We start from the raw sequence: 25,608 nt of genomic DNA on the forward strand, positions 1-25,608 counted from the left end.
GGCGTGGCAGGCGGGAGCGGACAGCGGAGGGCGACGAACGACGAAGGCGGACGCCCGAAGGACGATCCGCCTTGGGGGGAGCAATTACTTGCGGGTGAACACCAGGTCCCAGACGCCGTGGCCGAGCTTCAGGCCGCGGTTCTCGAACTTGGTCAGCGGGCGGTAGGCCGGCTGGGGCGCATAGCCTTCGGCGGTGTTCTGCAGCTGCGGCTCGCCGCTCAGCACGTCAAGCATCTGCACCGCATAGTCTTCCCAGTCGGTGGCCAGGTGGATGTAGCCGCCCGGCGCCAGCTTCTGGCACAGCAGCTTGACGAACGCCGGCTGGATCAGGCGGCGCTTGTTGTGGCGCGCCTTGTGCCAGGGATCCGGGAAGAACACGTGCACGCCGTCCAGCGAGCCGTCGGCGATCATGAAGTTCAGCACCTCGACCACGTCGTGCTGGATCAGGCGCAGGTTCTTGATGTCCTGCTCGCCGATCTGCTTGAGCAGGCTGCCCACGCCCGGCGTGTGCACCTCGACGCCCAGGAAATCCTTTTCCGGCATCAGGCGCGCGATGTGCGCGGTGGTATCGCCCATGCCGAAGCCGATTTCCAGCACCACCGGCGCCTTGCGGCCGAAGGCCCGGACCAGGTCGAGCGGCTCTTTCTTGTACTCGATCAGGAATTGGGGGCCGAGTTCCTCCAGCGCCCGCGCCTGGCCGGTCGACAGCCTGCCGGCACGCGTCACGAAGCTGCGGATGCGGTGTTCGGTGGGATCGTAAAGCATGGGCCGCGCCGGGCCGTCGGTTGGCGTATCAGAGGACATGGGGATGAGAATGAGGAAAAAACGGCTGTCATTATAGCCTAGCTGCCGCGCCCTTCCGCCACGGGCGTGCGGAGGCGATGCGGCGATTGCGCCATAATCGCGGCATCGCCACACCGCTTGCCGGAGCCTGCCCATGCACATGACGAAACACCCGATCGCCACCGACGACAACGTCACCACCGCCCATCTCACCTCTTACCACTATGGCGCACCCGGCTCCGGCAAGAAGGTCTATATCCAGGCCTCGCTGCACGCGGACGAAGTGCCGGCCATGCTGGTCGCCCACTTCCTGCGCCAGGAACTGGAGCGCCTCGATGCCGAAGGCCGCGTCAAGGGCGAAGTGACCCTGGTGCCGGTGGCCAATCCGCTCGGCCTGTCGCAGGTGGTGCACGGCACGCTGTTCGGCCGCTACGACCTGAACACCGGGGTCAACTTCAACCGCGCCTACCACCACGTGGCGGACGGGCTCAAGGAGTCGCTGGCCGGCAAGCTGGGCCCTGACGCGCAGGCCAACGTGGCGCTCATCCGCGAACACGCGCGGCGCTCGGTGGCCGAGTGGAAGGTCAAGGACGCCACCGGCGTGCTGAAGAAAGCCCTGCTGGGCATGGCGATCGACGCCGACTTCATGCTCGACCTGCACTGCGACAACGAAGCGGTGCTGCACATGTACGCCGGCACCCCGTTGGCCGAGGCCGTGCAGCCGCTGTCGGCCCTGATGGGCGCGCGCGTGGTGCTGCTGGCCACGCAATCCGGCGGCGAGCCCTTCGACGAAGCCTGCGGCCGCCTGTGGTGGGACCTGGCGGCGCACTTCCAGGAGGCCGCCATCCCGCCGGCCTGCGTCGCCATCACCGTCGAACTGCGTGGCGAGATGGACGTGCGCTACGCCTATGCGCGCCAGGATGCCCACGCCCTCTTGCAATACCTGGCCCATGCCGGCGTGCTCGATATTCCCGTGCAGCCGCTGCCGAAGGCCTTGTGCAAGCCGACGCCGCTGGACGCGGTCGAGCCGCTGGAGGCGCCGCATGCCGGCGTGCTGGTGTTCCACAAGCGGCTGGGCGACACGGTGGCGGCGGGCGAACCGATCGCGGACATCGTCAACCCGGTCAGCGGCAAGGTAAGCACGGTGGCCGCCACGCGGCCGGGACTGCTGTTCGCCAGCACCGCGCACCGGCACCTGCTGCGCGGGATGCACATCTGCAAGGTGGCCGGATCGGAATCCTTCAGATCTGGAAATCTGCTGTCGAGCTGACCCGGCCGCGCCCGAGCAGCGCGATGCCCGCCGCCAGGCCGGCGGCAAGCGGCGGCAGCCAGGCCAGCGGCAGGCCCAGTTCCATCTGCGTGGCGCCGCTGAGCGCGCACCACGCCACGGGAATCAGCCACAGCGGCCAGCGCGCCCGCACCAGCAGCAGGATGCCCAGGGTGGCCAGCGCGGTCGGGTCGGGCGCGACGCCGAACACCTCGCCCTGGCTCTGGTAACGCCCTTCGTGGATGGGCAGCAGCGGATAGACCGCCACCGCCAGGCAGACGATCGCCAGCGCCACCCAGGACACGGGACTGGCGTTGAAGCGCAGCAGGCGGGGAATCGGCTTGGCCGCCATCCACAGCAGCATCAGTCCCTGCAGCACGAAACCGGCCGCGAACCAGGGCGCGCCGAGGTTGATCGCCGCATAGCGCTCGAGGTGGAAGGCCCAGCCGACCCACAGCCAGGCCAGTCCCAGCAGCAGCGCGGCCAGGCGCGAGGCCGCCGCGCCGCCGCTCACCGCGCCCGCCGTCACGGCCAAGCCTGCGAGCAAGGCCACCACCTGGGCCGGCCAGATGTCCTGGTTGTACAGCTCGAACAGGCGGTGATAGCTGCGCGCCGAGAACATCAGCAGGTCGGATAGCGTATAGGTCCACCATTCGGTCAACCATCGGCTCATGCCAGCCTTTCGACATCCTGGACGATGCGCCTGCGCAGCGCCTCGTCGGGCAGGCGGCCGGCGCCGGCCAGCAGGTTCTCGCGCACGTGGGCCACGCTGGTGGTGGCGGGAATCGCGCAGCTCACGGCCGGGTGGGCCAGGATGAACTTGAGCAGCGCCTGGGCCCAGCTGGTGCAGCCGAGGTCGGCGGCCCAGCCGGGCAGCGGCTTGCCGGCCAGGGCGCGGGTCAGGTCGCCCTGGCGGAACGGCCGGTTGACGATCACGCCGATGCGCCGCTCGCGCGCCAGCGGCAGGATGCGCCGCTCCACCTCGCGGTCGAGCACGTTGTACGAGACCTGCACGAAGTCGATCGGCTGGCTGGCCATGATCTTCTCGATCTCCGCGTGGCGCCGCCCTTCCGAGGTGGTGATGCCCACGTAGCGCAGGCGCCCTGCGCGCTTCATCGCCAGCAGGGCCGGCAAATGCGCTTCCCAGGCCAGCAGGTTGTGCACCTGGAGCAGGTCGAAGCGCGGCACGCCCCAGCGCCGGCGCGAGGTCTCGATCTGCGCGGGGCCGTCCGCGGCAGCGCCGATCCAGACCTTGTCGGCCGCGAACAGGCGCGCCGGCTTGATCGCCTGCAGCGCTTCGCCGATCACTTCCTGGGCCGAGCCGTACATCGGCGACGAATCGATCATCCGGCCGCCGCCCGCGAAGAAGGCGCGCATCACGGCGCCGCTCTCGGCCCGTCCCTGCGGATCGCGGCCGACGTTGAAGGTGATCCAGCTGCCCAGGCCGACGAGGGGCAGCTGTTCGCCGGAAGCCGGGATGGGACGGGTCAGGAGCGGGATGGGAGCGGCGTGCAGCGCGGACAGCGCCCGGCCGGCGGGCAGGGCCAGCAGGGATTCCAGCAGACGGCGGCGGGACGGCGAGCGTGGGCGCATGCGGGCGCTCCTTTCCAGATGCGGCGCGTAAGATGCCAGCATACCGTGCGCGCGCAGGCCGCGGCGCTCCGGCATCTTCATGCCTTAGGGAAAACCGTCATGCTGTCCTGCTTGCCGCGCCTGGTGGGCGCCATCCTGTTCTGGGTCCTGGCCTTGCCGGCCTGCGCCATCGACTGGCAGGCGCCGCTCACCGTCGCCTCCGGCGGTGGCGCCAGGGGTCCCTGGCGCCAGAACGATTCGCGCTACGACTACGTGGACGACGGCACGGCGGCCTGGCTGGACGACGGCCTGCTCGGCGTCGCCTGGGCCGACCAGGGCCGCAAGGACGTGCTGTTCCGCACTTATCCTGGCAGAGAGCCGGTCAACGTCTCGCGCAGCGGCGCCACCTTCTCCTGGCATCCGCGTATCGCTACGGCCAAGGGCCAGGTCTATGTGCTGTGGCAGGAGATCATCTTCTCGGGCGGCTCGCACGGAGGCGACATCCTGTTCGCCCGCTCCAGCGACAAGGGGCGCAGCTTCGGACCGCCCATCAACCTGTCCCGTTCCGTGGGCGGGGACGGCAAGGGACGCCTCGACCGCGCCACCTGGTCGAACGGCAGCCTCGACCTGGCGGTGAGCGGCGATGGCACGCTGGTCGCTGCCTGGACCGAGTTCGACGGCGCGCTGTGGGTCGCCCGTTCGCTCGATGCCGGCGCGGGCTTTTCGCGGCCGCTGCGGATCGCAGGCGACGAGCGCGTGCCCGCGCGCGCTCCCACACTGGCGGCCGGCCCCGGGAACCGGGTGGCGCTGGCCTGGACCGTGGGCGAAGACGATGCCGCCGCGATCCGCGTCGCGATTTCGCCGGACGGCGGCGCCTCCTTCGGCGCGCCCCTGCTGGCGGGCACGCCGGGCGCCTTCGCCGATGCGCCGCGCCTGGCCACCGGCGCCGACGGCGTTTTGCACCTCGTTTATGCACGGCAGCCGGACCGCCAGCGCGGGCCTGCACAGGTGATGGCCGCGCGCCTGGCGCCGGACGGCAAGGCCTTCGGACCGCCGCGCGCCGTCTCGGCACCTGGCGCCGGCTATCCGTCCCTGGCCATGGATGCGAAGGGGAAGCTGGTGGTGTCGTGGGAAGTGTTCCCGCAAGGCGGCGGCCGTCCCAGCGGCCTGGCGTTCGCGGTCTCGAAGGACGGTGGCGCCAGCTTCGGGGCGCCGCAGCCGGTCCCCGGCAGCGCGCCTGCGCAAGGCGGCAACGGCAGCTACCAGGGACTGCTCGGCAAGAAGCTCGCCGTCGCGCCCGACGGCGGCCTCGCCTTCGTCAACAGCAACCTCATTCCCGGCAAGGGCAGCCGCGTGTGGCTGGTCCGCGGGCGGCTGCCCTAGTTCGCCGCCGGCGCTGCGAGCGGCGTGGCGCGCACGGCGACGAATTCCCAGTCCGCTCCCTTGGGACGCACCAGGCCGAAGGTGAAGAATTCGCGCGCCACGCGCTTGCCGCCCGCCCCGTCGGGCACTTCGATGAAGACGGCGCTGTCGGTGGCGAACATGTCGCCGACCGGCTCGATGCGCTTGACCACGGTGCGGTGGGTCATCCCGGCCGGCAGCTTGCCGAAGGAGTTGGTAAAGTAGGCCAGGACTTCGTCGCGCCCTTTCAGGCGGGTGCTGCTGCCGATCGTCGATGTCGCATCGCGTGCATACATCGCGGCCATGGCGGCGGCGTCACGGCGGTTCCAGGTGGCGTCGGCCTTGTCCGCCAGCGCCTGCAGGGTCCGGGCCAGCTGCGGGGAAGGCGCGGCCCCGGGTTCGGCGTGGGCAGGCAAGGCGGCGCACAGCAGGGAGGCGAGCAGCAAGTGCAAGGCAGAACGGCGTTTCATCAAGTTTCCTTCACGTTGTATGAGGGGCCACAACCCGGCACTATCAGCACCGTCCCGTTGTGGTTAGAATGGCCACTCTACGGAACCGCCCTGGCCTTTTCCAAGCCGTGTTTCGCCAATCAACCGCAGCAATTCGTCAACGCCCCGGCATGTCATTCACGAAGCGTGAAATGGATCTCCCTCCGCTGGCCGCGCAGCTGGCGACCGCGCTCGCCCTGGGGCTGTTCTTCGCGGCGCTGGGCCCCTTCGGCACCTATGCCGACCTGACGGCGGGCATGCGCTATGCCTATTGGGTAGGCCTGGTGCTGGTCGGCTACCTCAACATCCTGGTCGCCGCGCACGCCATCGCGGCCTGCGCGCCGCGCCTGGCGACGCCGTGGTCGCTCGCCTGGATCACCCTCGCCTCGGCCCTGCCGACCTCCTTCGTGGTGGCCTGGGTCGAATCGCTGCTGCGGCTGTCGCATCCGGTGCCGCTGTCGGTGTTCCCGCGTGTCTATGGCAGCGTGGCCGTGATCCAGCTGGCGATGCTGCTGTTCCTGACCCGCTTCCGACCGCCGGCCGAGATGCTGCTCTTGCGGAAGCGCAGGCAGGAAGTGCAGGCTGCGCCGGTCCTGGATACGCCGGTGCCGGCAACCACCTTCGCCAGGAGGATTCCTGCCCACCTCGGCGGCGAGCTGCTCGCCCTGGGCGCGGAAGACCATTACCTGCGCGTCGTCACACCGCTCGGTTCGGACCTGATCCTGATGCGCCTGTCGGACGCGCTGGGCGAGCTGGGGCCGGGCGCCGGCCTGCAGGTGCACCGCAGCTGGTGGGTGGCCCGGAACGCGGTGCGCGCACTGCGGCGCGACGGCGCGCGCACGGTGCTGGTATTGTGCAATGGCCTCGAGGTGCCGGTCAGCCGCACCTATCGCGCGGCGGTACGGGCGGCGGGATGGCCGCTACCCGGATCCACCCCACCCCATTCCGTCGAAAGGTCTGTATGAGCCACGTGCTGCGCCTGATGCTGGTCGTGTTCTGCTGCTTCGCCATGCACCCGGCCGCCCGGGCGCAGCAGGCGGGGGCGGAACCCGCGATGTCCCAGGCCGATCGCATCCGGATCGCCGAAGCCTTCCGCCTCAAAGCCTGGATCGGCGAGCGCCTCTGGCCCGGCTGGAGCCGCACGCCCTTCCCCGTGCTGCTGGTCACGCAGGACTGGGAATTCCTGGTCGGCCACCCGGCCCCCGACAACAGCTTCCGCCGCCTCGGCCGCGACGAACTGCTCGGCCAGGAGGTGCTGGTGCGCAAGCGCGTCTTCCCGCCCAGCCTGATGGCGACCTTCCCGGCCGTCAGCGGCATGCCCACCGTCGTGATCGGGCAGGCCGAGAAAACCGAAAGGCCGCGCTCGACCGCCTGGGTAATCACCCTGCTGCACGAGCATTTCCACCAGTGGCAGTCCGGCGCGCCGGGCTACTTCGACAGCGTCGCCAACCTGGGCCTGTCGCGCGGCGACAAGACGGGGATGTGGATGCTCAACTACCCCTTCCCCTACGCCAAGCCGGCGGTGGCCGTCCAGTTCCGCAAGCTCTCGCTCTCCCTGGCGCGGGCGCTGGAGTCCAGCGAGGGCGGCCTTGAGACGGTCGCCGCCGCGCAGACCCGCCTGGCCACGCTGGTCAGCGCGGACGAATTCCGCTACCTCGACTTCCAGCTCTGGCAGGAAGGCGTGGCCCGCTATACGGAGCTGCGCGTGGCCGAGCTGGCCGCCTCGGACTACGAACCCGGCGCGCAGTTCGCCGCCCTGCCCGACTTCACGCCCTACGGCAAGCAGGCGGCCAGCCTGCGCGCCGGCATGCTGCGCGAACTGAAGGATGTGCAGCTGGCCAAGCGCCAGCGCGTGGCGGTCTATGGCATGGGCGCGGGACTGGCGATGCTGCTGGACCGCGAGCAGCCGGAGTGGCGCATGCGCTACCTGGAGAATCCGTTCACGCTCAGCAAACCGGTCGAGGCGGCGGCGCCCAGGCCGGTCGATACCGGGGGGAAGGATTAGGAGAGTTCAGCCAATGGGGATGGAGCGGGTGAAGGGAATCGAACCCTCGTCTTAAGCTTGGGAAGCTCCTGCTCTACCATTGAGCTACACCCGCGTTGCCTGCATTCTACGCGCGTTTGGCGGGATTTGCCAAACCTTCAAGCTTGGCCGGCCCGCCTGGATCAAGCGGGCCGGAGCGCAGCTCATTGCGGTTGTTCGACCGTATACCCCTTGGCCGCCAGCGCCGCGATGACGCCGTTCGGATCGATGATGTCCTTGATCTGCAGCAGGGCGAAGGTCGAGGCGTTCTGCGCCAGCGCCTTCTCGGCGTTGGCCAGCCACTTCTGGCGCATCAGGATGCGCATGTTCTTGAAGGCCGGGTCGGCGTCGAACGCGGCGCTGCTGAACACATTGTTGAAGCAAGCTTCCTCGCGCTCGGCGAAGTCCAGCTTGCGGATCTCGTCGATGTTGCCCCTGGCCCAGGCGTTGGCGCGCGCGCTCGCTTCCGCGATGTCCGTCTCGAGCGCGGCCATCGTCGTCGACAGGCAGGCGACGTCGTTGAGCGAGGTCTTCTTGAAGTTCTTCAGCATGGTGCGCGCATTGTCCATCGGCAGGTCGACGGTGGAGGACGTGTAGGTGAGCTTGCCGTTCTTGACCAGCTCCTGCACGCGCTTGCGCACGGCGTCGTCGCCGACCAGGCCCGCCTGCTGGCGCGCGACGCGCATCAAGGCTTCGGCCGCGAAGATCGGACGCTCGCGCTCCGCATCCTCGTTGTCCGGCATGTACTTGGCCTTGAGTCCGGTCCAGCGTGCATATTGTTCCGGCGGCAGCAGGTCGCGCAAGCTGGCGCCGTCGGGGTTCTTGCGCACCCCGATCAGGTGGGGCAGCAAGGTAATGCCCTTGAAGAAGCCCGCTTCGGCCTTGGCGCCCATCGGCGCCAGGTATTCCTGCGAGCCGGCGATCGCGGCCTCGACCTCGTGCGCGCGCCATTCCATGTTCTTGGGCAGCGGCGCATAGGTGCCGAACACCCAAAGCACGTGGTCGCCCCTGGACACCTTCCACATGCCTGGTCCGGGGCGCTGGGCCACGACATGGATCTGCTCCGGCGCGGCCTCGAGCGCGGGGACGGGTTCCTGCGACTGGCTGAAGGATGGCGCCGACCAAAGACACAGGCACAGCGCCGGAATAGCGAATTTGCTCATGAAGGACATCCTGTTGTTGTTAATGTTTGACCAAGCTTACCGCGTTTGCGGCGGTCACCATCAAGCAGTAACAGGATGTTGCAAATCCATTAGTTCAGCATAAGCGGCGCGCTGTCCTTCTCCAGGGCCGCCTGGCCATCCATGCGGAACTCGGCCACCAGGGCCACCAGGGTGGCCGACTGCTGCTGCAGGCTTTCGGCTGCCGCAGCGGCTTCCTCGACCAGGGCCGCGTTCTGCTGGGTCACGCCATCCATCTGGCCGATGGCCTGGTTGACCTGGCCGATGCCGGCGCTCTGCTCGGTGCTGGCGGCGCTGATCTCGGCCACGATGTCGCTGACGCGGCGTACGCTGGCCACCACGTCGTCCATGGTCTGGCCGGCTTCGGCCACCAGCGCGCTGCCGACGCCGACCTTGTCGACCGAGTCGCCGATCAGGGCCTTGATCTCCTTGGCCGCGGCCGCGCTGCGCTGGGCCAGGTTGCGCACCTCGGTCGCCACGACCGCGAAGCCGCGGCCCTGCTCGCCGGCACGCGCCGCTTCCACGGCCGCATTCAGCGCCAGGATATTGGTCTGGAAGGCGATGCCGTCGATGACGCTGATGATGTCCACCACCTTCTTCGAGGAGTCGCTGATCGAGGACATGGTCTCGACCACGCGCGCCACCACCTCGCCGCCGCGCGTGGCGGTTTCGGAGGCGGACAGCGCCAGCTGGTTGGCCTGATGGGCGTTGTCGGCGTTCTGGCGCACGGTGCTGGTCAGTTCCTCCATCGAGGCCGCGGTTTCTTCCAGCGCGCTGGCCTGCTGCTCGGTGCGGCCGGAGAGATCGCTGTTGCCCTGGCGGATTTCGCCGGCGGCGGTGGACACGCTCTCCGAGCTCACGCGCACGCGCCGCAGCACGTTCTCGATCTTGGCCACGAAGCCGTTGAAGCCGCTGGCGATCAGGGCCAGCTCGTCGTTGCCGCGCACGTCGAGGCGGGCGCTCAGGTTGGCGTTGCCGCTGGCCAAACCGGTCATGGTCTGGCCCAGCACGCGCAGCGGACGGGTCAGGGTGCGCAGCACCAGGATCATGACGAAGGTCGCGGCGATGGCGCAAGCCACCGACACCAGCAGGTTATAGCCGACCAGCTCGCGCGCCGAAGCGGTGGCGACGCTGCGTGGGAAGGACAGCGAGATCGCCCATGGTGCGATGTCGGGATGGATGCGCAGCGGATGCAGCAGGTGCATCACGTCCTGGTCGTCGAGGTACTGGTAAGGCGTGCCCTGGCGGACCGCATCCAGCGCCGCAGCAGGCAGGTCCTCGGCCTTCTTGCCGTTGCGTGCATGGTCCTTGTGGCTGGCGTACAAGCCGCCGTTCGAGACCAGGGCCAAGCTGCCGCCGTCGATCACCTTCATCTCGGCCAGCATGGCACCGAGCTTGGTGAGCATGAAGTCGCCGGTCACGGCGCCCTGGAATTTGCCGCCCACCATGATCGGCGCCACCAGCGACGCGATCAGCTCGTCCTTGCCATTGACCGGGTACACGTAGGGTTCCGAGAAGTACGTCTTGCCGGTCGACTTCGGGACATCGTACCAGGCGTTCATGGCCGCGTCGCTGCCGAACACGATCGGTTCGATATTGACCTTGCCGTCGGCGCCGCGCGAGAAATACGGCATGTAGCGGCCACTGTCGTCGTAGTGCGGCTTCTGGCCCGCGAACTCGGCGTCCTTGCCGTCCAGCGCGTTCGGTTCGAAGGTGGCCGAGCTGCCGACCAGGTCTTCGGCACGGCCGATGTGCCTCTGGATGATCTCGTTGATCTGCGCACGCGTCAGCGCATGCTGGGCGCCTCCCGTGGCTTCCAGCGCGCCGGCGATGGCGCCGAGATTGGACAGGTTCTGCGCCAGGCGGCCCTGCAGCATGGCGGTGGCTTCACGTGTGAGCGTGCGAGCGTGGGCAATCGCTTCGTCTTCCGCGCTCTGGCTACTCTTGACGCCGATGAAGCTCGAGGTGATGCCCAGGCTGAGCACCACCAGCGCAGTGGCGGTGGCGCAGATCCTGGCGCTCAGGGAAAGCGAAAAACGGCGCGCCGGGCGCGCCTGCATGGTCTGATTCATGGTAAGTCCGTTTTAGCTCAACCGAGCATCAAATGAGAAGGTTCCTTGGCCAGGCGTGCGGCGGCGGGCTGGCCCTGCAGCTTGAATTCGCCCACCAGCGACACCAGCAGGTCCGACTGCTGCTGCAGGCTTTCGGCCGCCGCTGCGGCTTCCTCGACCAGGGCCGCGTTCTGCTGGGTCACGCCATCCATCTGGCCGATCGCCTGGTTGACCTGGGCGATGCCGGCGCTCTGCTCGGTGCTGGCGGCGCTGATCTCGGCCACGATGTCGCTCACGCGGCGCACGCTGCCCACCACGTCGTCCATCGTCTTGCCGGCTTCGGCCACCAGCATGGAGCCGGTGTCGACCTTGTCGACCGAATTGCCGATCAGGGCCTTGATTTCCTTGGCCGCGCTGGCCGAGCGCTGGGCCAGGTTGCGCACTTCGGACGCCACGACCGCGAAGCCGCGGCCCTGCTCGCCCGCACGCGCCGCTTCAACCGCCGCATTCAGCGCCAGGATGTTGGTCTGGAAGGCGATGCCGTCGATGACGCTGATGATGTCCACCACCTTCTTGGACGATTCGCTGATCGAGGCCATGGTCTCGACCACGCGCGCCACCACCTCGCCGCCACGGGCGGCGGTCTCGGAGGCGGACAGCGCCAGCTGGTTGGCCTGCTGGGCGTTGTCGGCGTTCTGGCGCACGGTGCTGGTCAACTCTTCCATCGAGGCCGCGGTTTCTTCCAGCGCGCTGGCCTGTTCTTCGGTGCGCGACGACAGGTCGTTGTTGCCCTGGCTGATCTCGTGCGCGGCCATGGCCACGCTGTCGGAGCTGGTGCGCACGCGCGTCAGCACCGATTCGATCTTGGCCACGAAGCCGTTGAAGCCGGCCGCGATGGTCGCCAGTTCATCCTTGCCGCGCACCTCCAGACGGGCGCCCAGGGCGGCGTTGCCGCTTGCCAGGCCGGTCATGGTCTTGCCCAGTACGCGCAGCGGCTGGGTCAGGCGGCGCAGCACCATGCACATGACGATGGCCGCGGCGACCGCGCACACCACCGACACCAGCAGCGCGAAGCCGGTCAGCTCGCGCGCCGAGGCGGTGGCCACGCTTTGCGGGAAGCTCAGCGAGATCGCCCATGGCGCGATGTCCGGATGGATGCGCAGCGGCTGCAGCAGGCGCACCATGCCCTTGTCGTCCACGTATTCGTAGGGCTTGCCGGCGCGGACCGCGTCGAGCGCGGCGGCCGGCAAGTCCTCGGCCTTTTTGCCGGCGCGGGCCAGGTCCTTGTGGCTGGCGTACATGCCGCCGTTCGTGACCAGCGCCAGCGAGCCCCCCTCCACCACCTTCATCTCGGCCAGGATGGCGCCGAGCTGGGTGACGTTGAAGTCGGCGCTTGCGGTGCCCTTGAACTGGCCGTCGACGAGGATCGGCACGACCATCGACGCCATCAGCACGTCCTTGCCGTTGACCGGATACGAATATGGCTCGGTGAAGAAGACGCGCTTGGTCGCCTTCGGCACGTCGTACCAGTCGTTGGCGCCGGGCGTGGTGGGGAAGATGATCGGCTCGACATTCACGCCGCCCGCGCCGTTGCGCGTGAAGTAAGGCATGTAGCGGCCGCTGTCGTCATACATGGGCTTCTGGCCGGCGAACTCCTGGTCCTTGCCGTCCAGCGCATTGGCCTCCATGGTCACGGCGGTGCCGAACAGATCCTCGGAGCTCAGCAGCGCGGCCTTGGTCATCTCGGCGACCTGGGTGCGCGCCAGCGGCTCGCCGGTGGCCAGGGTTGCGCGCATCGTCGCGCCCATGGTGGCGGGAATGGCCAGGTTGGCGCCGATCCGGCTCTGCAGCGCCGCTGCGGCTTCGCGGCTGGAGGTGCGCGCCAGGTCCATCGCCGCCTGTTCGGCGCTGCGGCTGCTCTGGACGCCGATGAAGGCCGAAGTGATGCCCAGGCTGAGCACCACCAGCGCGGTGGCGGTGGCGCAGATCCTGGCGGTCAGGGAAAGCGACATGCGGCCGCCGCGCGTCTTCTTCGATTCGTTCATGATGGACGCTCCTCAGGTCAGAAGGTTTTGGCCACGCTCAGGGTGAAAGTGCTCTTGGCCGGATTCGAGATGGCCAGCTGGCCGTCGGCGCGCGGCACGCCGGTGGTGTAGCGGTCGTAGGCGTCGGTCTTGCCCCAGGCGCGGGTCCAGGCGGCGGCAACGGTCCAGCCGCCGTCGAAGCTGCGGGTCACGCCGGCCTTGGCGTCGCGCCAGTTCCAGTAGTCGTTACCCGCGCCGGCCACGCGGCCGTCGCCCGCATGCAGGTTCAGCACATAGCCGCCGCCCAGGTCGTGGTTCATGCCCACGTCCAGGTAGCCGGTGCCGCGCGCGTCGACGATGCCGAAGAAATCGCGGGTCATGGTGCGGTTGTACTTGGCGTAGAAGGACTTCCAGGTGACGCCGAGCGACAGTTCGCCGTAGTTGAATTTGGTATTGGTGGCGCTGATGGCGGCGCCCGGATACAGGTAGTAGTAGGCCATCACGCTGTAGCCGAGCGGGCCGGCGGTGCCGCTGTAGCCGCCGTACAGGTCCCATTCGGCCTTGCCGCCCTCGACGAAGCGGTCGCTGATGGTCGAGGCCCAGGTGCCGGCCGACCAGCCGTCCGGGCGCACGTAATCGACGCCGACTTGCAGGGCGGGACGGCCCCAGGTCTGGCGGACGCCGCGCGAGACATATTGCGAGGCGACGGTCACGGTGGCGGTGACCGGCAGTGCGCTGTCGGTGCTTGCTGCCGCGGCGGCTGGAACCGTGGGAACGGCGTCGTCGGCGTGGACCGCCGGGATGGCGATCAGGGTCAAGGTCAAGGCCGGCAGCAGGCGGAGGAAGGGGGTATTCATCGTGGTCTCGTCAGGTCGTTGTACGGCATGTGGCGGCATGGTGCGGCCGTATGTACAGGCCATAGCACCTTGAATAATTAGTGCCGTACGGAAATTCTATGACCCTGACGAGAGTTTTCGAGAGAATTTAGACATAACGCTAACTACTTTTTGATGAGCTTGCGTCATTGGCGCAACAGCTGAGCAAAAGCGTTAATAGCCTGCAAATAAGGGCAGTTACAGCAGAACGGTCGTGCTTTCAAAGCAGAACGGTCGTGCTGTGGTTCCAGCGGGTTGTGGCAGAAGCGTGCTAAGGGGATTCCGGGACGTCAGGACGCTCCAATAATTCCTGGGCCAAGCGCAAGCCCTTGACCATGACGGAAAAGGCTTCCTGCTTGGATGCTTCGTCGGGCACGCGCAGCACGTAGGAGGGGTGGTAGATGGTGACGACCCAGCTGTCGCCATGGCGCACCGGCCGGCCCAGCTTGTCCCCGAGCGTGACCTTCCCCGACTGCATGACCGATTTGAGGGCGGTGGCGCCCATGGCCACGATGACCTTGGGTTTGCAGGCCGCCAGTTCCTTCTCCAGCCAGTAGTGGCAGGCCTCGATCTCGCGCTGCACCGGGGTCTTGTGCAGGCGGCGCTTGCCGCGCGGCTCCCACTTGAAATGCTTGACTGCATTGGTGAGGTAGACCGTCTGGCGGTCCAGCCCGGCCTGCTCGAACACCCGGTCGAGCAGCTTGCCGGCCGGTCCCACGAAGGGCGCGCCGGCCAGGTCTTCCTGGTCGCCCGGCTGTTCGCCCACGATCATGATCTTGGCGCGCTTCGGACCTGCCCCGCCAACCGCTTGCGTCGCGTGCTGCCACAGCTCGCAGCGGCGGCATTCGTCCAGCTTGGACGGCTGCTGGCGCTCGGGCTGGGCGTCCTCGGGCGCGATCGGGATGGTGGCGCCGCTGCGCCGTCCCACCGCCTGCACCTGGCCGATGCGGCGCGCGCCCAGGCCGGCCTGGCTCACCAGGGAGGGCACCAGGGCGCCTTCGGGCAGGTTCTTCCAGAAGCGCGAGGGGATGTGGCTCTGCATGACCGAGGTATTCAGGCGCGCCGGATTGAAGATGCTGCGGTAGTAGGTGAGCCAGAGCGCTTCGCCGCTGTCGTCGAGGTCGGCGGCGCTGGACATCAGGGGGCCGCAGTTGTGCAGCGTGTGGCCGTCCCACAGCACGCTGGCGTCCGGGGTCGCGATCATCCAGCTCACCTTGCCCATGCGGCTGACGAAATGTTCGGCGACCTGGGGCAGCACGTCGTGGCGCGGTTCGAACCAGGCCACGAAACGCGGGGCGCCGGTCTCGATGGGACGCTCGCGGAATCGGATGTAGGCGTGCATGTCGTGCTCCTCGCGGCGCACCGCCTTGACCATGGCGTGCAGGCGCGCGCCGTCCGGGTCGGCGGGCGACTGCACGTCGTGCTCGCCCTGCTGCCAGCGCCACAGCACCCGGTAAAGGAAAGCCCAGCGCTCAGGCTCGCGATAGCAGGCGGCGGTCTGCAGCATCTCCAGCAGCGAGCGCGGCAAGTGCGGTGCCGGTTTCGGTTCCTGTAACTGGATAGCCGCATTATGCGGGGGCGTTCCGGGCGCTGGCGCACCCGAGAACAGATCGTCGCCCGGCGAGCCCCAGGTGACCGCTTCCGGCGGCACGCCCGCCCGCAGCAGTTCGCGCGCCGCCTCGCGCCATTCGGCGAAGCTCGCCACCTGCAGGGAGCGCCCCTGCAGTACCGCGTGGGTGGCGCTCGGATCGTTCATGCCGCCTGCAACTCCGGCCAGAGATTCATCTGCTGCGCCGGCTGGTGGTCGGCCAGGTGACGCCGCAGGATGCTGGACTCCGCCGCCCCTTGCGCCGGCTTGTAGTCGGCCGTGACGACAAAAGGCGCCAGCTTCTTGAGGCTGCAGCGCAGGCGCGACAGGTCTTCCCAGCGGATGCGGCGCAGGCGGCGCAGGTCGACCAGGCGCTTGGCGTTGCGCAAGCCGATGCCGGGCACGCGCGCGATCATGCTGGCGTCGGCGCGGTTCAGGTCCATCGGGAAATGCTCGCGGTTGGACAGCGCCCAGGCCAGCTTGGGATCGATGTCGAGGGCCAGGTTGCCGCTGGCCGGCATCAGTTCGCCGGCGGTGAAGCCGTAGCCGCGCAGCAGGAAGTCGGCCTGGTAGAGGCGGTGCTCGCGCAGCAGCGGCGGCGGCGCGGCCGGCACGCTTTTCGGGCTTTGCGGGATGGGGCTGAAGGCCGAGTAATAGACCCGCTTGAGCTTGTAGCTGCCGTAGAGCGTTTGCGCCGTGTTGAGGATGGTGTGGTCGTCGCTGGCGTCGGCGCCCACGATCATTTGCGTGCTCTGGCCGGCCGGGGCGAAGTTCGGCGCCTTCGGTTCCTCGGCCTTTTCGTCGAGCTTGCGGCGGATCGAGCCCATCGCCAGCTTGATCGTGTGCACGTTCTTTTCCGGCGCCAGGCGGGTCACGCTGTCGTGAGTGGGCAGCTCGATGTTCACCGACAGGCGGTCGGCCCAGCGGCCCGCTTCCTCGATCAGGGCGGGGTCGGCGTCGGGAATGGTCTTGAGGTGAATGTAGCCGCGGAACTGGTGCACCTCGCGCAGCTGGCGCGCGACGGCGACCAGCTGTTCCATCGTGTAGTCGGCCGAGCGGATGATGCCCGAGCTCAGGAACAGGCCGTCGATATAGTTACGCAGGTAAAAATCCTGGGTCAGCTTGACCACTTCCTCGACTGCGAAACGAGCGCGCGGCACGTTGGAGCTGCGGCGGTTGATGCAGTACTGGCAGTCGTAGATGCAGAAGTTCGTCAGCAGGATCTTGAGCAGGGAGACGCAGCGGCCGTCGGGCGTGTAGCTGTGGCAAATGCCCATGCCGGTGGTGGCGCCCAGGCCGTCCTTGCCTTCCGAGCCGCGCTTGGGCGCGCCGCTGCTGGCGCAGGAAGCGTCGTATTTGGCGGCGTCGGCCAGGATTTCGAGCTTGTCGGTGAGTTCCATCGCGCTGGCTTGACTGTATGGGCATACAGTATAACGCGGTGGGGGTGGTGTTCGGCTGGGGTGGGGGGGTTTTAGTGGTTCAAATGCGGGACATCAAAGGGGTTGCGTGGGCGCATGCAAACCACCAAGGTATCAAACCAAGCGCTGCGCCTGCGCCAGCAACTGCGGCTCCATGCGCCCCGCAATCTTCTTGAGGTAACTCGCCGCCAGCGCCACGCCCGCGCTCCCCGCCCGGTGCAGCCAGGCATACGCCTCCACCAGGTCGCGTTGCGCTCCCTGCCCCGCCGCGTACATCACGCCCAGGTTGTACTGCGCGCGCGCATGCCCCTGGCGCGCCGCGCACAGGTACCAGAAATGCGCCGCCTCGTAGTCGCGCTCGACGCCCTTGCCGCAGTCGTAGTGCAGCCCCAGCTCGAACTGGGCCAGCGAATGGCCCTGGTCGGCCGCCTTGTGGAACCAGTCGGCCGCCTCGCGCGGATCGCTGTCCTCCATCCGGTCGAGAAGCGCACCCACCATGTACTGCGCCGGCGCGTAATCCTGCGCGGCGGCGCGCCGGTACCAGGCCAGCGCCTGGGTGCTGTCCTGCGGCACGCCGACTCCGCCCTCGTAGCGCAGGCCGAGGTCGAACTGGGCGCGCAAATGGCCCTGCTCGGCCGCCTTGCGGTACCACGCGGCCGCCTGCTCCACGTCCTGCGCGATGCCGTTGCCGCTGTCGTACAGCTGTCCAAGGTGATACTGGGCCGAAGGCAGGCCCTGGTCCGCCGCCTGGCGGTACCAGTGCAGCGCCTGGGCCGGGTCGCGCTCCACGCCCTGGCCGTGCTCGTAGCGCATGCCGAGGTTGTCCTGGGCGCCCGCATGGCCCTGCTCGGCCGCGCGCAGATACCAGCCCAGGGCCAGCTGCTCGTTGCGCGGCACGCCGTGGCCGCTGTCGTAGATCAGGGCCAGGTTGAACTGCGAACTGGCGTGGCCCTGCTCGCCCGCGCGGCCGTACCACAGGATCGCTTGCTCGCTGTCCTGCGGCAGGTCCTGGCCCTTGTCGTAGCGCAGGCCGAGGTTGAACTGGGCCGGCGCGTAGCCCTGGTCGGCAGCCTTGCGCAGCCAGTCCAGCGCCGCGAAGGTGTCGCGCGGCATGCCCTGGCCGGTATCCGCGCGCAGCGCCAGGCTGAACTGCGAGCGCGCATAGCCTTGTTCGGCGGCGCGCCGGTACCAGTCGAGGGCGGCGTCCAGGTCTTGCGGCACGCCCTTGCCGGTCTCGTACATCATGCCCAGGTTGTGCTGCGCGCCCGGCTCGCCCTGCTCGGCGGCCTGGCTGAACCAGTGCAGCGCCTGCTGCACGTCGTTCGGCACGCCCTGCCCTTTCGCATACAGCCAGCCCAGGTTGTACTGCGCCGGCGCATAGCCTTGCTCGGCCGCACGGCGGTACCAGTAGGCGGCCTGGCCGAAGTCCTGCTCGACGCCCTGGCCCTTCTGGTACATCACGCCGAGGTTGTACTGGGCCTGCTCCAGGCCCGCGGACGCGGCCATGCGGTACCAGGCCACCGCCAGCTCGTAGTTGCGCGGCACGCCCTGGCCGTTGACGTACATGAAGCCCAGCGTGTGCTGGGCCTGGGTCACGCCGCGCTCGGCCAGGCCCTTCACGCGCAGGAATTCGGCCGTATGGCGCTCCTGCGCGTCGCTGGGATGACTGGGACTATCGAGCATGGCTGCTTACGCCTGGACGGCGCGCAAATTCGGAGCGGACTGCGCACGCAGCGCGCCGATGAAGTCCTGCAGCGGAATCGGACGGTAGTAGAGGTAGCCCTGCATGGTGAGGCAGCCGTTGGAGCGCAGGTAGCGCGCCTGTTCCTCGGTTTCCACGCCTTCGGCGATCAGGTTCAGGCCCAGGCCGCGCGCGATCGAGATGATCGCCAGGATGACCGGGTAGTGCCCGTTCTCCTCGTGGATCTCCTTCACGAAGGACTGGTCGATCTTGACGGTGTGGATCGGGAAGCGGTGCAGGTAGGACAGCGACGAATAGCCGGTGCCGAAGTCGTCGATCGCGACCGACACGCCCAGCTGGCACAGCTTGTTGAGCTGCTCGATCGCGTATTGCGGGTTACGGATGCAGATGTTCTCGGTGATCTCGACTTCGATCTGGCCCGGGGCGATCCCGTAGCGCACCAGGGCGCCGCGCATCTTCTCGAAGAAGTCGCCGCGGTCCAGGTATTGCGGGGACAGGTTGAGCGACAGGCGCACGTTGCCGCCGCCGACCGCCTTCCACTGCAGCATGTCGCGGCACAGGGCGCCGATCATCCAGTCCGAGATCGGCAGCATCAGGCCGTTCTCTTCGGCGAAAGGCAGGAACTCGCCGGCCGACAGCAGGCCGCGGGTCGGGTGGTTCCAGCGCATCAGCGCCTCGGCGCCGACGATGCGGGAGGTGATGGCGTCGATCTGCGGCTGGTAGTACATCTCCAGCTCGTCCTGCTCCAGCGCGCGGCGCAGCGCCTGCTCCAGCGCGATCTTCTGGTGCGACACGTCCAGCATCGAGGTGTGGTAGAAGCTGTGGCCGTTCTTGCCCAGCGCCTTGACCTGGTACATCGCGATGTCGGCGTGGCGCAGCAGCTCGTCGATCGATTCGCCGTCGCTCGGGTAGATCGCGATGCCGATCGAGGCCGAGATGTGCACTTCGTGGCCGTCCAGGTCGAAGGGCTCCTGCAGAGTTTCCAGGAACTTGTCGGCGATGACGCGGGCGTCGTCGCGGTCGCGCAGTTCCGGCAGCACGATGGTGAATTCGTCGCCGCCCTGGCGCGCCAGGGTGTCGCCCTTGCGCAGGCAGCCTTTCAGGCGGCGCGCGGCCTGCTGCAGCAGCTCGTCGCCCTTGACGTGGCCGAGGGTGTCGTTGACCAGCTTGAAGCGGTCCAGGTCGATGAACATCACCGCGAGCTCGGTCTGCTTGCGCTTGGCCTGGATCACGGCCAGGCCGAGGCGGTCCTTGAACAGGATGCGGTTCGGCAGGTCGGTCAGGATGTCGTGGTAGGCCTGGTAGGAGATGACCTCTTCCGCGCGCTTGCGGTCGGTGATGTCGCGCGCCACGCCGTAGGTGCCGAAGAACTCGAGCTTCTTCACTTCCTGGTCGGGCACGTGCATGCCGATCGCGTTGAGCGAGATCGTCATCAGCGTGTTGTTGAAGGTGCGGTCGTGGCCATTGCCGCCGCGGCACTTCAGGCGCAGCTCGACGTTGCGCGAGGCGCGCTCGTCGACGCGGCGCTCGTTGAACACGTAGCGCGCGCGCTCCAGGTCTTCCTCGTGCACCAGGATCGAATAGTGCTGGCCGAGCAGCTCTTCGCGGGTGTAGCCGAGCAGCTGGTAGGCGCGGTCGTTGACGAAGGTGAAGCGGCCTTCGTGGTTGAGCGTGTAGATGATGTCCGGCGACGAATCGACCAGGTAGCGGTACATCTTCTCGGAATTCTCGAGCTGGGTCGCGATGCGCTCGTTGTCGGCCGCCAGGCGGCGCTGCTGCAGCGCGTTGGCGACCGTGGTCAGGAGCTCTTCGCGGCTGTAGGGCTTGCGCAGGTAGTCGTAGGCGCCGCGCTTGAGGGCGCCGATCGCCGCGTCGATGCCGACTTCGCCGCTCATCACGATCACGTGGGCGTCGATGCCCTTCTCGTTGATGAAGTCCATGATGTCATGGCCGCCGATATCGGGCAGGCGCAGGTCGAGCAGGACCAGGTCGAAGCGCTGGCGCGACAGCTGGGCCAGCGCTTCGCTGCCCGAGGACGCCGTCACCAGGCGGTAGCCGCGTCCCTGCAGCAGCTCGTACAGGGAGGACAGCAGGCGCGGTTCGTCGTCGACCAGCAGCAGGCGGGGCAAGCTGTCGGTCTCCAGGGTATCCGAAATTGGAGCGGGTTCGCCGGAATGCATGGTGGCGGGTCTCGAGTTCATGTTGGGATAATGGGGACGAACTAGGCGGAACCGAGCGCGCGCGCCGGCAGGGCGACCGCCGTGCCGGCGCCGGACCACGCCGGCAGGAGGATTTCAAAAGCGGTGCCGGTGCGGCCGCTGCGGCAGGCGATGTGCCCGCCCAGCTTCTTGACCAGGCTGTGCACGATCGACAGGCCCAGGCCATGGTGGGCGCCGTCCTTGGTGCTCTTCACCGGCGAGAACAGATTGGCCAGCACCTCGCGCGACAGGCCGGGGCCGTTGTCGCTGACCACCAGCTCCAGGTAGAGCTGGCGCTCGCGGTTCACGTGGCCGCGGTTCAGGATCTCGATGCGCCCGCCGGCGCCGCTCAGGGCTTCGACGGCGTTCTTGACCAGGTTGACCAGGATCTGCTTAAGAACATCGGCATCGCCTTCGATGCGCTTGGCGTCGTCGGGCATGTGGGCGTTGATCTCGACCGTGGCCGGCACGAAGCCGCTGGAGCGGAACAGGCGCAGCACGTCGTCGACCACCTTGCTCACGTCGGTCGGACGCGGGCCGGCGTCGAGCGGCTTGAGCTCGGCCAGGCTGCCGACCAATTGGCCGACGCGGTCGATCTCTTCGTTCAGGATCGACAGTTCGCCGCCCACCGGTTCCTGGCGCGCCAGCTTGCTGTCCAGGACACTCAGGTAGTTCTTGATGATCGACAGCGGATTGTTCACCTCGTGCACCACGCGGCGCGAGGCTTCGCGGTATTCCTCGGCCACGCTGGCCAGCTGGCGGCGCGCATGGCCGCGTTCGGACATCAGGTTTTCGAGCGCGGTCGCGGCTTGCGCGCCGAAGGCTTGCATGAAGCGTTCGCGGCGCTGGCACAGCGGCAGCTGCCAGGCGCTGACGCCGCCGATCAGGATGCCCAGGCAGCGCGCGCCCGCCACCAGCGGCACGCACACCAGGCTGTCGGTGCCGAGCATGCGCAGCAGCTGTTCCTCGGCCATGCCGATCGGCTGGCGCTCGCGCTGCACGAAAGCGGGACGGCGCTCGAGGGCGCTCTTGGCCACCGGGCCGCCCTTGGCGAGCGGCACGGCGAATTCGGCGATGCGCTGGCTGCCCGCGGTCGGCGCGCCCACCAGGGCGTGGCCGGTAGGGTTCTCCAGCAGCACCACGGCGTTCTCGAAATCGAAGAGGATGCGGGCGGTGCGCGTCATCGCTTCCAGCAGGCCGGATTCGCCCTGCTGGCGCGCCAGGGTCTGGCCGACTTCCGACACCAGCACCATGTTGCGCACTTCCTCGGACAGGCGCTGCTGCACCGGATCGACCGGGGGCGGCGCGAAGGCCGGCGGCGCCGGAATGTCGTCGGCGCCGGCCAGGTCGATGCCCAGGTGGACGGCGGCCTTGTCGACCTGGCGCGCAGCCCCTTCCAGCATCTGCAAGGCCTGGCTTGGCTCCAGGTTGCACAGCGCCGCGGCTTCGACCAGGGCGGCGTGGTCGTCGGCGTGGCTGGCCAGCACATGGGCCAGGCGCACGGCGCGGATCAGGGGGTGGGCCGATTCCAGGCGGTCGCTCGGCTCGTGGTGGTAGAGCACCGCGTCGGCCAGGAAGGAATCGAGCTGCCAGCGTTCGATCAGCCAGGCGCCGGCTTCGGCGTGGGTAATCTGCAGGGTGCGCTGCTCGACCGCGCACAGGTCTTCGTCGTCACGCGCGGTGAAGTTGAAACCGTATTCCTTGGGCGCGGTGGCCAGCAGGGCCAGGCGGCCGACGTTGTGCAGCAGGCCGGCCAGGTAGGCTTCCTCGTGGTGCGGGTAGTCGATCGCCCGCGCGGCGTCGCGCGCCAGCACGGCGGCGGTCAGGGAATTCTTCCAGAACGCGCGCAGGTCGATGCTGCCCGAGTGCGGGAAGCTGTTGAAGGTCTGGAAAACGGAGTCGCTGATGACCAGGGTCTTGATCATGTCCGTGCCGAGCGAGACCAGCGACTGCTCGAGGTTCACGGTGCGGCCGTTGCGGTGGTAGGCCGAGCTGTTGGCGACGGCCAGCAGCTTGCCGGTCATGCCGGCATCCTTCGAAATAAGGGCGGCGAGCTCCGGCATCCCCAGGTCATCCGCCTGGAGGTGCTCGATCAGCTTGACGAGGATCTGCGGCATCGCCGGCAGACGGGCAATCAGCAAACGATTGCGGATATCCTGGTCTGATTGGTGCATGTTGTCAAACACGGCCGCCACTTGTCGAAGGTTGGAAAGTGGCTGCCCGAACATCGCTCAAAGCGGGTTGCCACAAGATCTAGCTTTTTCATCCATCGAACAGGCGGGGTTGTGGCCCGTTATTCTGGATGCAAGAAACTTATCTTAGCATATATACATTTCTGATCAGGAACAATAGTTTCGGGAAAAACTGTTGCCGATTGGTCGCTATGATAGTAACAGAGCAACACAAATTGTTCACAGTCTTGAAATATTATTACGATTCGTATGCATATATGAAATATTGTTCCGCTTGCAATCTAAAAGTGTTGCGGAAATGAAAAAGGCCGGGAGAACCCGGCCTTCTGCATTTTTTGTTCGGCTCGCTGGTCAGATTTCGCCGCGCAGCCGCCGTCGACGGTAACGCCGCGCCGTCACCCAGAAGGCGAGCGAGAGCAGCGCGAAGCCGGCCTGTCCCAGGGCCAGGGCCAGCACCGAGTGCGACAGCAGGGGCGACACCACGCCCGCCACGATGGCGCCCAGCAGGGTCGACACGAAGGACTGGCAAGAGGCCACGGTGCCGCGGATATGCGGGAACAAGTCGAGGGCCAGCAAGGTGGCGCCGGGCGCGATGATCGAGCTGCCGAAGGTGAAGAAGAACATCGGCGCCACGGTCCACGGCAGCGAAGGCGGCAGGAAGGCGTGGTAAGTCACGTTGAACACGACCGCGCCCAGCATGAAGAAGAAGCCCATGCGGATCTGGCGCGCGAAGTCCATCTTGCCCGCCAGGCGGTTGGCGGCCAGCGCACCCAGGAAGATGCCGCTCACGGTCGGCACGAACAGCCAGGCGAACTGCGACGGCCCCAGGCCCAGGTGCTCGGGCAGCAGCACCGGCGCGGCCGAGATGTACAGGAACAGGCCGGCGAAGTTCAGCGCCGTCACGCCCGCCTTCATGTGGAACAGGAAGGACGAGAAGATCGCGCCATAGCTCTCGGCCAGGAAGCGCGGATTGAAGGGCTGGCGCTTCTCCATCGGCATCGTCTCCGGGAGATGCTTCCAGCAGAACCAGCCCAGCACGATGGTATAGGCGCACAGCGCCAGGAAGATCGCACGCCAGTCGAAGAACAGCACGATCCAGCCGCCCAGCACGGGCGCGATGGCCGGTGCGATCGAGAAGATCATGGTCACCATCGACAGCAGGCGCGCCGCGGCGGCGTCGGAATACAGGTCGCGGATGATGGCCCGCCCGACCACCACGCCCGCCCCTGCCGACACGCCCTGCATGATGCGGAACACCCACAGGTAATGCACGGAAGACGCGGAGGCGCAGCCGAAGGTGCCGATGGCGAACACCACCAGCGCCACCAGGATCACGTTGCGGCGCCCGAAGGCGTCGGCCAGCGCGCCATGCCACAGCACCATGCCGGCAAAGGCCAGCATGTAGGCGGTCAGGGTTTGCTGGACCTCGATGGAGGTGGCATTGAGTTCTGCGCGGATCTGCGGGAAGGCCGGCAGGTAGGCGTCGATCGAAAACGGCCCCAGCATCGACAGGGCCGCCAGCAGGGTTGCGAGGCCGCCCGCCGACAGCATCGCGATCTTGTGGGGTTTAGGCAGGGGAACCGGTGTGACGGGGTCCTTGGGAAGATCGGATGGCTCGGTGGGCGGCAGCATGTGTTGTCAGTCCTGCTTTGGTTTGGCTTCCTCGCGTCGATTGAAGCCGGCGACCATGTCGAAGCGGAACAATCGGCACTCGAGCGCGCCGTTGAAGAATGGTGTCTTGCGCGATTCTTTCAGGCGCAGCATCTTGGGCAGGCCCAGGTCGGCGGTGAACAGGAAGGCGGTCCAGCCGGCGAAGCGCTGCTTGAGCGTGGTGCCCAGGGCCGAGTAGAAGGCGACCGCCATCTCGTCCTGCGGCATGGTGGAGTCGCCGCGCACGCCGATACGCTCGCCGTAGGGCGGGTTGGTCAGCAGGATGCCCGGCTGGCTGGTGGGCGGCGATACATGCTGGGCTTCGATCTGCTTGAGCGGCACCTCGAACAGGATGCCGGCCACCTTCAGGTTATGGCGCGCCATGGCGACCATGTCGCCCGAGATGTCGGAGCCGAAGATGGTCGGCTCGCTCGGGAGCGGATTGGCCTTGATCGCGGCCTTCATGTCCTGCCAGGCCTGGCGGTTGAAATCGCGGAATTGTTCGAAGGCGAAGCGGCGGCGCGCGCCGGGCGGAATCCCCTGCAGCATCTGGGCCGCTTCGACGAGGATGGTGCCGGAGCCGCACATCGGGTCGAACAGCGGCACGCCCGGCTTCCAGCCGGCCACGCGCAGCATGCCCGCGGCCAGGTTCTCGCGCAGCGGCGCGTCGCCCGTCTCTTCGCGCCAGCCGCGCTTGAACAGCGCTTCGCCCGAGGTGTCGAGGTAGATGATGAAGTTGCGCTGGTCGAGGAAGCCGACGATGCGCATGTCCGGCTCGCGGGTGTTGACCGAGGGGCGCTTGTTGAACTGGTCGCGGAAGCGGTCGCAGACGGCGTCCTTGATCTTCAGGGTGGTGAACTCCAGGCTCTTCAGCGGGGACTTCACGGCGGTGACGTCGACGCGGATGGTGTGCTCGGTGCCGAACCAGTCTTCCCAGGGCTGCTCGAGAACCAGGTCGTAGATGTCGTTTTCGTTGTTGTAGCTGCGCTGGCCCATGCGCATCAGCACCCGGGAAGCGATGCGGGAGTGCAGGTTGACCAGATAGGCATCAAGCAGGGAGCCGGAGCAGTGCACGCCGCCGGGGACCTGGTTGTGCACCTTCAGGGTGGTGCTGAGCTGGGCGATTTCGCCGAGTTCTTCGGCTAGCGCCGCTTCCATGCCGCGCGGGCATGGGCAAAAGTATGAGGCCATGAGG

Annotated in this window: 19 protein-coding genes and 1 tRNA gene; 4 read left to right on the forward strand and 16 right to left on the reverse strand. The window is 67.7% G+C overall.

Going from position 1 to position 25,608, the window contains the following annotated elements:
• Positions 1 to 84: 84 nt before the first annotated feature.
• Positions 85 to 765 carry a tRNA (guanosine(46)-N7)-methyltransferase TrmB gene (gene trmB / locus KBW95_RS00735; protein ID WP_211527259.1) on the reverse strand — a complete coding sequence of 227 codons (681 nt, stop codon included), beginning with the start codon at positions 763 to 765 and terminating at the stop codon, positions 85 to 87.
• A gap of 172 nt (positions 766 to 937) precedes the next feature.
• Between trmB and KBW95_RS00740 the strand changes: the two genes are divergently transcribed.
• Complete coding sequence (locus tag KBW95_RS00740) at positions 938 to 2,053, forward strand: succinylglutamate desuccinylase/aspartoacylase family protein (protein ID WP_211527260.1); 1,116 nt, start codon at positions 938 to 940, stop codon at positions 2,051 to 2,053.
• Here KBW95_RS00740 and KBW95_RS00745 read toward each other — a convergent pair.
• Together KBW95_RS00745 and KBW95_RS00750 are read right to left on the reverse strand one after the other, a co-directional pair.
• Positions 2,025 to 2,723 (reverse strand): DUF6064 family protein, encoded by a 699-nt coding sequence (locus KBW95_RS00745; RefSeq protein WP_211527261.1) that lies wholly within the window; start codon positions 2,721 to 2,723, stop codon positions 2,025 to 2,027. The genes KBW95_RS00740 and KBW95_RS00745 overlap by 29 nt on opposite strands.
• Positions 2,720 to 3,643 carry an aldo/keto reductase gene (locus tag KBW95_RS00750; RefSeq protein ID WP_229429461.1) on the reverse strand — a complete coding sequence of 308 codons (924 nt, stop codon included), beginning with the start codon at positions 3,641 to 3,643 and terminating at the stop codon, positions 2,720 to 2,722. The genes KBW95_RS00745 and KBW95_RS00750 overlap by 4 nt, the downstream gene beginning before the upstream one ends.
• A gap of 99 nt (positions 3,644 to 3,742) precedes the next feature.
• Here KBW95_RS00750 and KBW95_RS00755 point away from each other — a divergent pair, with 99 nt between their 5' ends.
• Positions 3,743 to 5,005: a sialidase family protein gene (locus tag KBW95_RS00755; RefSeq protein ID WP_211527262.1), complete on the forward strand. Its 1,263-nt coding sequence runs from the start codon at positions 3,743 to 3,745 to the stop codon at positions 5,003 to 5,005.
• On the opposite strand, the gene KBW95_RS00760 is transcribed toward KBW95_RS00755, so the two are convergent.
• Positions 5,002 to 5,493, reverse strand: a complete 492-nt coding sequence (locus tag KBW95_RS00760; protein WP_211527263.1) for an SgcJ/EcaC family oxidoreductase — start codon at positions 5,491 to 5,493, stop codon at positions 5,002 to 5,004. The two genes, KBW95_RS00755 and KBW95_RS00760, sit on opposite strands and share 4 nt — an antisense overlap.
• Before the next feature lie 170 nt (positions 5,494 to 5,663).
• Between KBW95_RS00760 and KBW95_RS00765 the strand changes: the two genes are divergently transcribed.
• On the forward strand, positions 5,664 to 6,476 hold the full coding sequence (locus KBW95_RS00765) for a LytTR family DNA-binding domain-containing protein (RefSeq protein ID WP_211527264.1): 813 nt from the start codon (positions 5,664 to 5,666) through the stop codon (positions 6,474 to 6,476).
• Complete coding sequence (locus KBW95_RS00770; RefSeq protein ID WP_211527265.1) at positions 6,473 to 7,516, forward strand: hypothetical protein; 1,044 nt, start codon at positions 6,473 to 6,475, stop codon at positions 7,514 to 7,516. The genes KBW95_RS00765 and KBW95_RS00770 overlap by 4 nt, the downstream gene beginning before the upstream one ends.
• Before the next feature lie 20 nt (positions 7,517 to 7,536).
• Here the strand turns inward: KBW95_RS00770 and KBW95_RS00775 are convergent.
• The 12 genes from KBW95_RS00775 to KBW95_RS00830 all read right to left on the reverse strand — a co-directional run bounded on the left by KBW95_RS00775 (position 7,537) and on the right by KBW95_RS00830 (position 25,604).
• Positions 7,537 to 7,610: transfer RNA gene (locus KBW95_RS00775), tRNA-Gly, on the reverse strand.
• 88 nt (positions 7,611 to 7,698) lie between these two features.
• Entirely contained in the window at positions 7,699 to 8,697 is a 999-nt protein-coding gene (locus KBW95_RS00780; RefSeq protein WP_211527266.1) for a TraB/GumN family protein, read from the reverse strand.
• Between the two features lie 89 nt (positions 8,698 to 8,786).
• Complete coding sequence (locus KBW95_RS00785; RefSeq protein ID WP_229429462.1) at positions 8,787 to 10,787, reverse strand: methyl-accepting chemotaxis protein; 2,001 nt, start codon at positions 10,785 to 10,787, stop codon at positions 8,787 to 8,789.
• Positions 10,788 to 10,804: 17 nt separating this feature from the next.
• Entirely contained in the window at positions 10,805 to 12,811 is a 2,007-nt protein-coding gene (locus KBW95_RS00790; RefSeq protein WP_229429463.1) for a methyl-accepting chemotaxis protein, read from the reverse strand.
• Positions 12,812 to 12,828: 17 nt separating this feature from the next.
• Entirely contained in the window at positions 12,829 to 13,647 is an 819-nt protein-coding gene (locus KBW95_RS00795; RefSeq protein WP_211527267.1) for a TorF family putative porin, read from the reverse strand.
• Between the two features lie 289 nt (positions 13,648 to 13,936).
• On the reverse strand, positions 13,937 to 15,421 hold the full coding sequence (locus KBW95_RS00800; protein WP_211525726.1) for a UdgX family uracil-DNA binding protein: 1,485 nt from the start codon (positions 15,419 to 15,421) through the stop codon (positions 13,937 to 13,939).
• Entirely contained in the window at positions 15,418 to 16,653 is a 1,236-nt protein-coding gene (locus KBW95_RS00805; RefSeq protein WP_211525727.1) for a putative DNA modification/repair radical SAM protein, read from the reverse strand. The genes KBW95_RS00800 and KBW95_RS00805 overlap by 4 nt, the downstream gene beginning before the upstream one ends.
• 132 nt (positions 16,654 to 16,785) lie before the next feature.
• Positions 16,786 to 18,354 carry a tetratricopeptide repeat protein gene (locus KBW95_RS00810; RefSeq protein ID WP_211527268.1) on the reverse strand — a complete coding sequence of 523 codons (1,569 nt, stop codon included), beginning with the start codon at positions 18,352 to 18,354 and terminating at the stop codon, positions 16,786 to 16,788.
• Between the two features lie 6 nt (positions 18,355 to 18,360).
• Positions 18,361 to 20,553, reverse strand: coding sequence for a putative bifunctional diguanylate cyclase/phosphodiesterase (locus KBW95_RS00815; protein WP_373888738.1), 2,193 nt, complete (start codon positions 20,551 to 20,553; stop codon positions 18,361 to 18,363).
• A 41-nt stretch (positions 20,554 to 20,594) separates the two neighbouring features.
• Entirely contained in the window at positions 20,595 to 22,745 is a 2,151-nt protein-coding gene (locus KBW95_RS00820) for an HDOD domain-containing protein (protein WP_211527269.1), read from the reverse strand.
• A 369-nt stretch (positions 22,746 to 23,114) separates the two neighbouring features.
• On the reverse strand, positions 23,115 to 24,395 hold the full coding sequence (locus KBW95_RS00825; protein WP_211525731.1) for a multidrug effflux MFS transporter: 1,281 nt from the start codon (positions 24,393 to 24,395) through the stop codon (positions 23,115 to 23,117).
• Positions 24,396 to 24,401: 6 nt separating this feature from the next.
• Positions 24,402 to 25,604, reverse strand: coding sequence for a class I SAM-dependent RNA methyltransferase (locus KBW95_RS00830; protein ID WP_373888734.1), 1,203 nt, complete (start codon positions 25,602 to 25,604; stop codon positions 24,402 to 24,404).
• Positions 25,605 to 25,608: the final 4 nt, after the last annotated feature.

It is taken from the genome of Massilia sp. ZL223 (assembly GCF_018119395.1).
Taxonomy (GTDB): Bacteria; Pseudomonadota; Gammaproteobacteria; order Burkholderiales; family Burkholderiaceae_D; genus Telluria.

Bases quoted from the DNA above. Each gene is read 5' to 3' on its own strand.
- trmB (WP_211527259.1), bottom strand. From the start codon at position 765: ATGCTTTACGATCCCACCGAACACCGCATCCGCAGCTTCGTGACGCGT.
- KBW95_RS00740 (WP_211527260.1), top strand. From the start codon at position 938: ATGCACATGACGAAACACCCGATCGCCACCGACGACAACGTCACCACC.
- KBW95_RS00745 (WP_211527261.1), bottom strand. From the start codon at position 2,723: ATGAGCCGATGGTTGACCGAATGGTGGACCTATACGCTATCCGACCTG.
- KBW95_RS00750 (WP_229429461.1), bottom strand. From the start codon at position 3,643: ATGCGCCCACGCTCGCCGTCCCGCCGCCGTCTGCTGGAATCCCTGCTG.
- KBW95_RS00755 (WP_211527262.1), top strand. From the start codon at position 3,743: ATGCTGTCCTGCTTGCCGCGCCTGGTGGGCGCCATCCTGTTCTGGGTC.
- KBW95_RS00760 (WP_211527263.1), bottom strand. From the start codon at position 5,493: ATGAAACGCCGTTCTGCCTTGCACTTGCTGCTCGCCTCCCTGCTGTGC.
- KBW95_RS00765 (WP_211527264.1), top strand. From the start codon at position 5,664: ATGGATCTCCCTCCGCTGGCCGCGCAGCTGGCGACCGCGCTCGCCCTG.
- KBW95_RS00770 (WP_211527265.1), top strand. From the start codon at position 6,473: ATGAGCCACGTGCTGCGCCTGATGCTGGTCGTGTTCTGCTGCTTCGCC.
- KBW95_RS00780 (WP_211527266.1), bottom strand. From the start codon at position 8,697: ATGAGCAAATTCGCTATTCCGGCGCTGTGCCTGTGTCTTTGGTCGGCG.
- KBW95_RS00785 (WP_229429462.1), bottom strand. From the start codon at position 10,787: ATGAATCAGACCATGCAGGCGCGCCCGGCGCGCCGTTTTTCGCTTTCC.
- KBW95_RS00790 (WP_229429463.1), bottom strand. From the start codon at position 12,811: ATGAACGAATCGAAGAAGACGCGCGGCGGCCGCATGTCGCTTTCCCTG.
- KBW95_RS00795 (WP_211527267.1), bottom strand. From the start codon at position 13,647: ATGAATACCCCCTTCCTCCGCCTGCTGCCGGCCTTGACCTTGACCCTG.
- KBW95_RS00800 (WP_211525726.1), bottom strand. From the start codon at position 15,421: ATGAACGATCCGAGCGCCACCCACGCGGTACTGCAGGGGCGCTCCCTG.
- KBW95_RS00805 (WP_211525727.1), bottom strand. From the start codon at position 16,653: ATGGAACTCACCGACAAGCTCGAAATCCTGGCCGACGCCGCCAAATAC.
- KBW95_RS00810 (WP_211527268.1), bottom strand. From the start codon at position 18,354: ATGCTCGATAGTCCCAGTCATCCCAGCGACGCGCAGGAGCGCCATACG.
- KBW95_RS00815 (WP_373888738.1), bottom strand. From the start codon at position 20,553: ATGCATTCCGGCGAACCCGCTCCAATTTCGGATACCCTGGAGACCGAC.
- KBW95_RS00820 (WP_211527269.1), bottom strand. From the start codon at position 22,745: ATGCACCAATCAGACCAGGATATCCGCAATCGTTTGCTGATTGCCCGT.
- KBW95_RS00825 (WP_211525731.1), bottom strand. From the start codon at position 24,395: ATGCTGCCGCCCACCGAGCCATCCGATCTTCCCAAGGACCCCGTCACA.
- KBW95_RS00830 (WP_373888734.1), bottom strand. From the start codon at position 25,604: ATGGCCTCATACTTTTGCCCATGCCCGCGCGGCATGGAAGCGGCGCTA.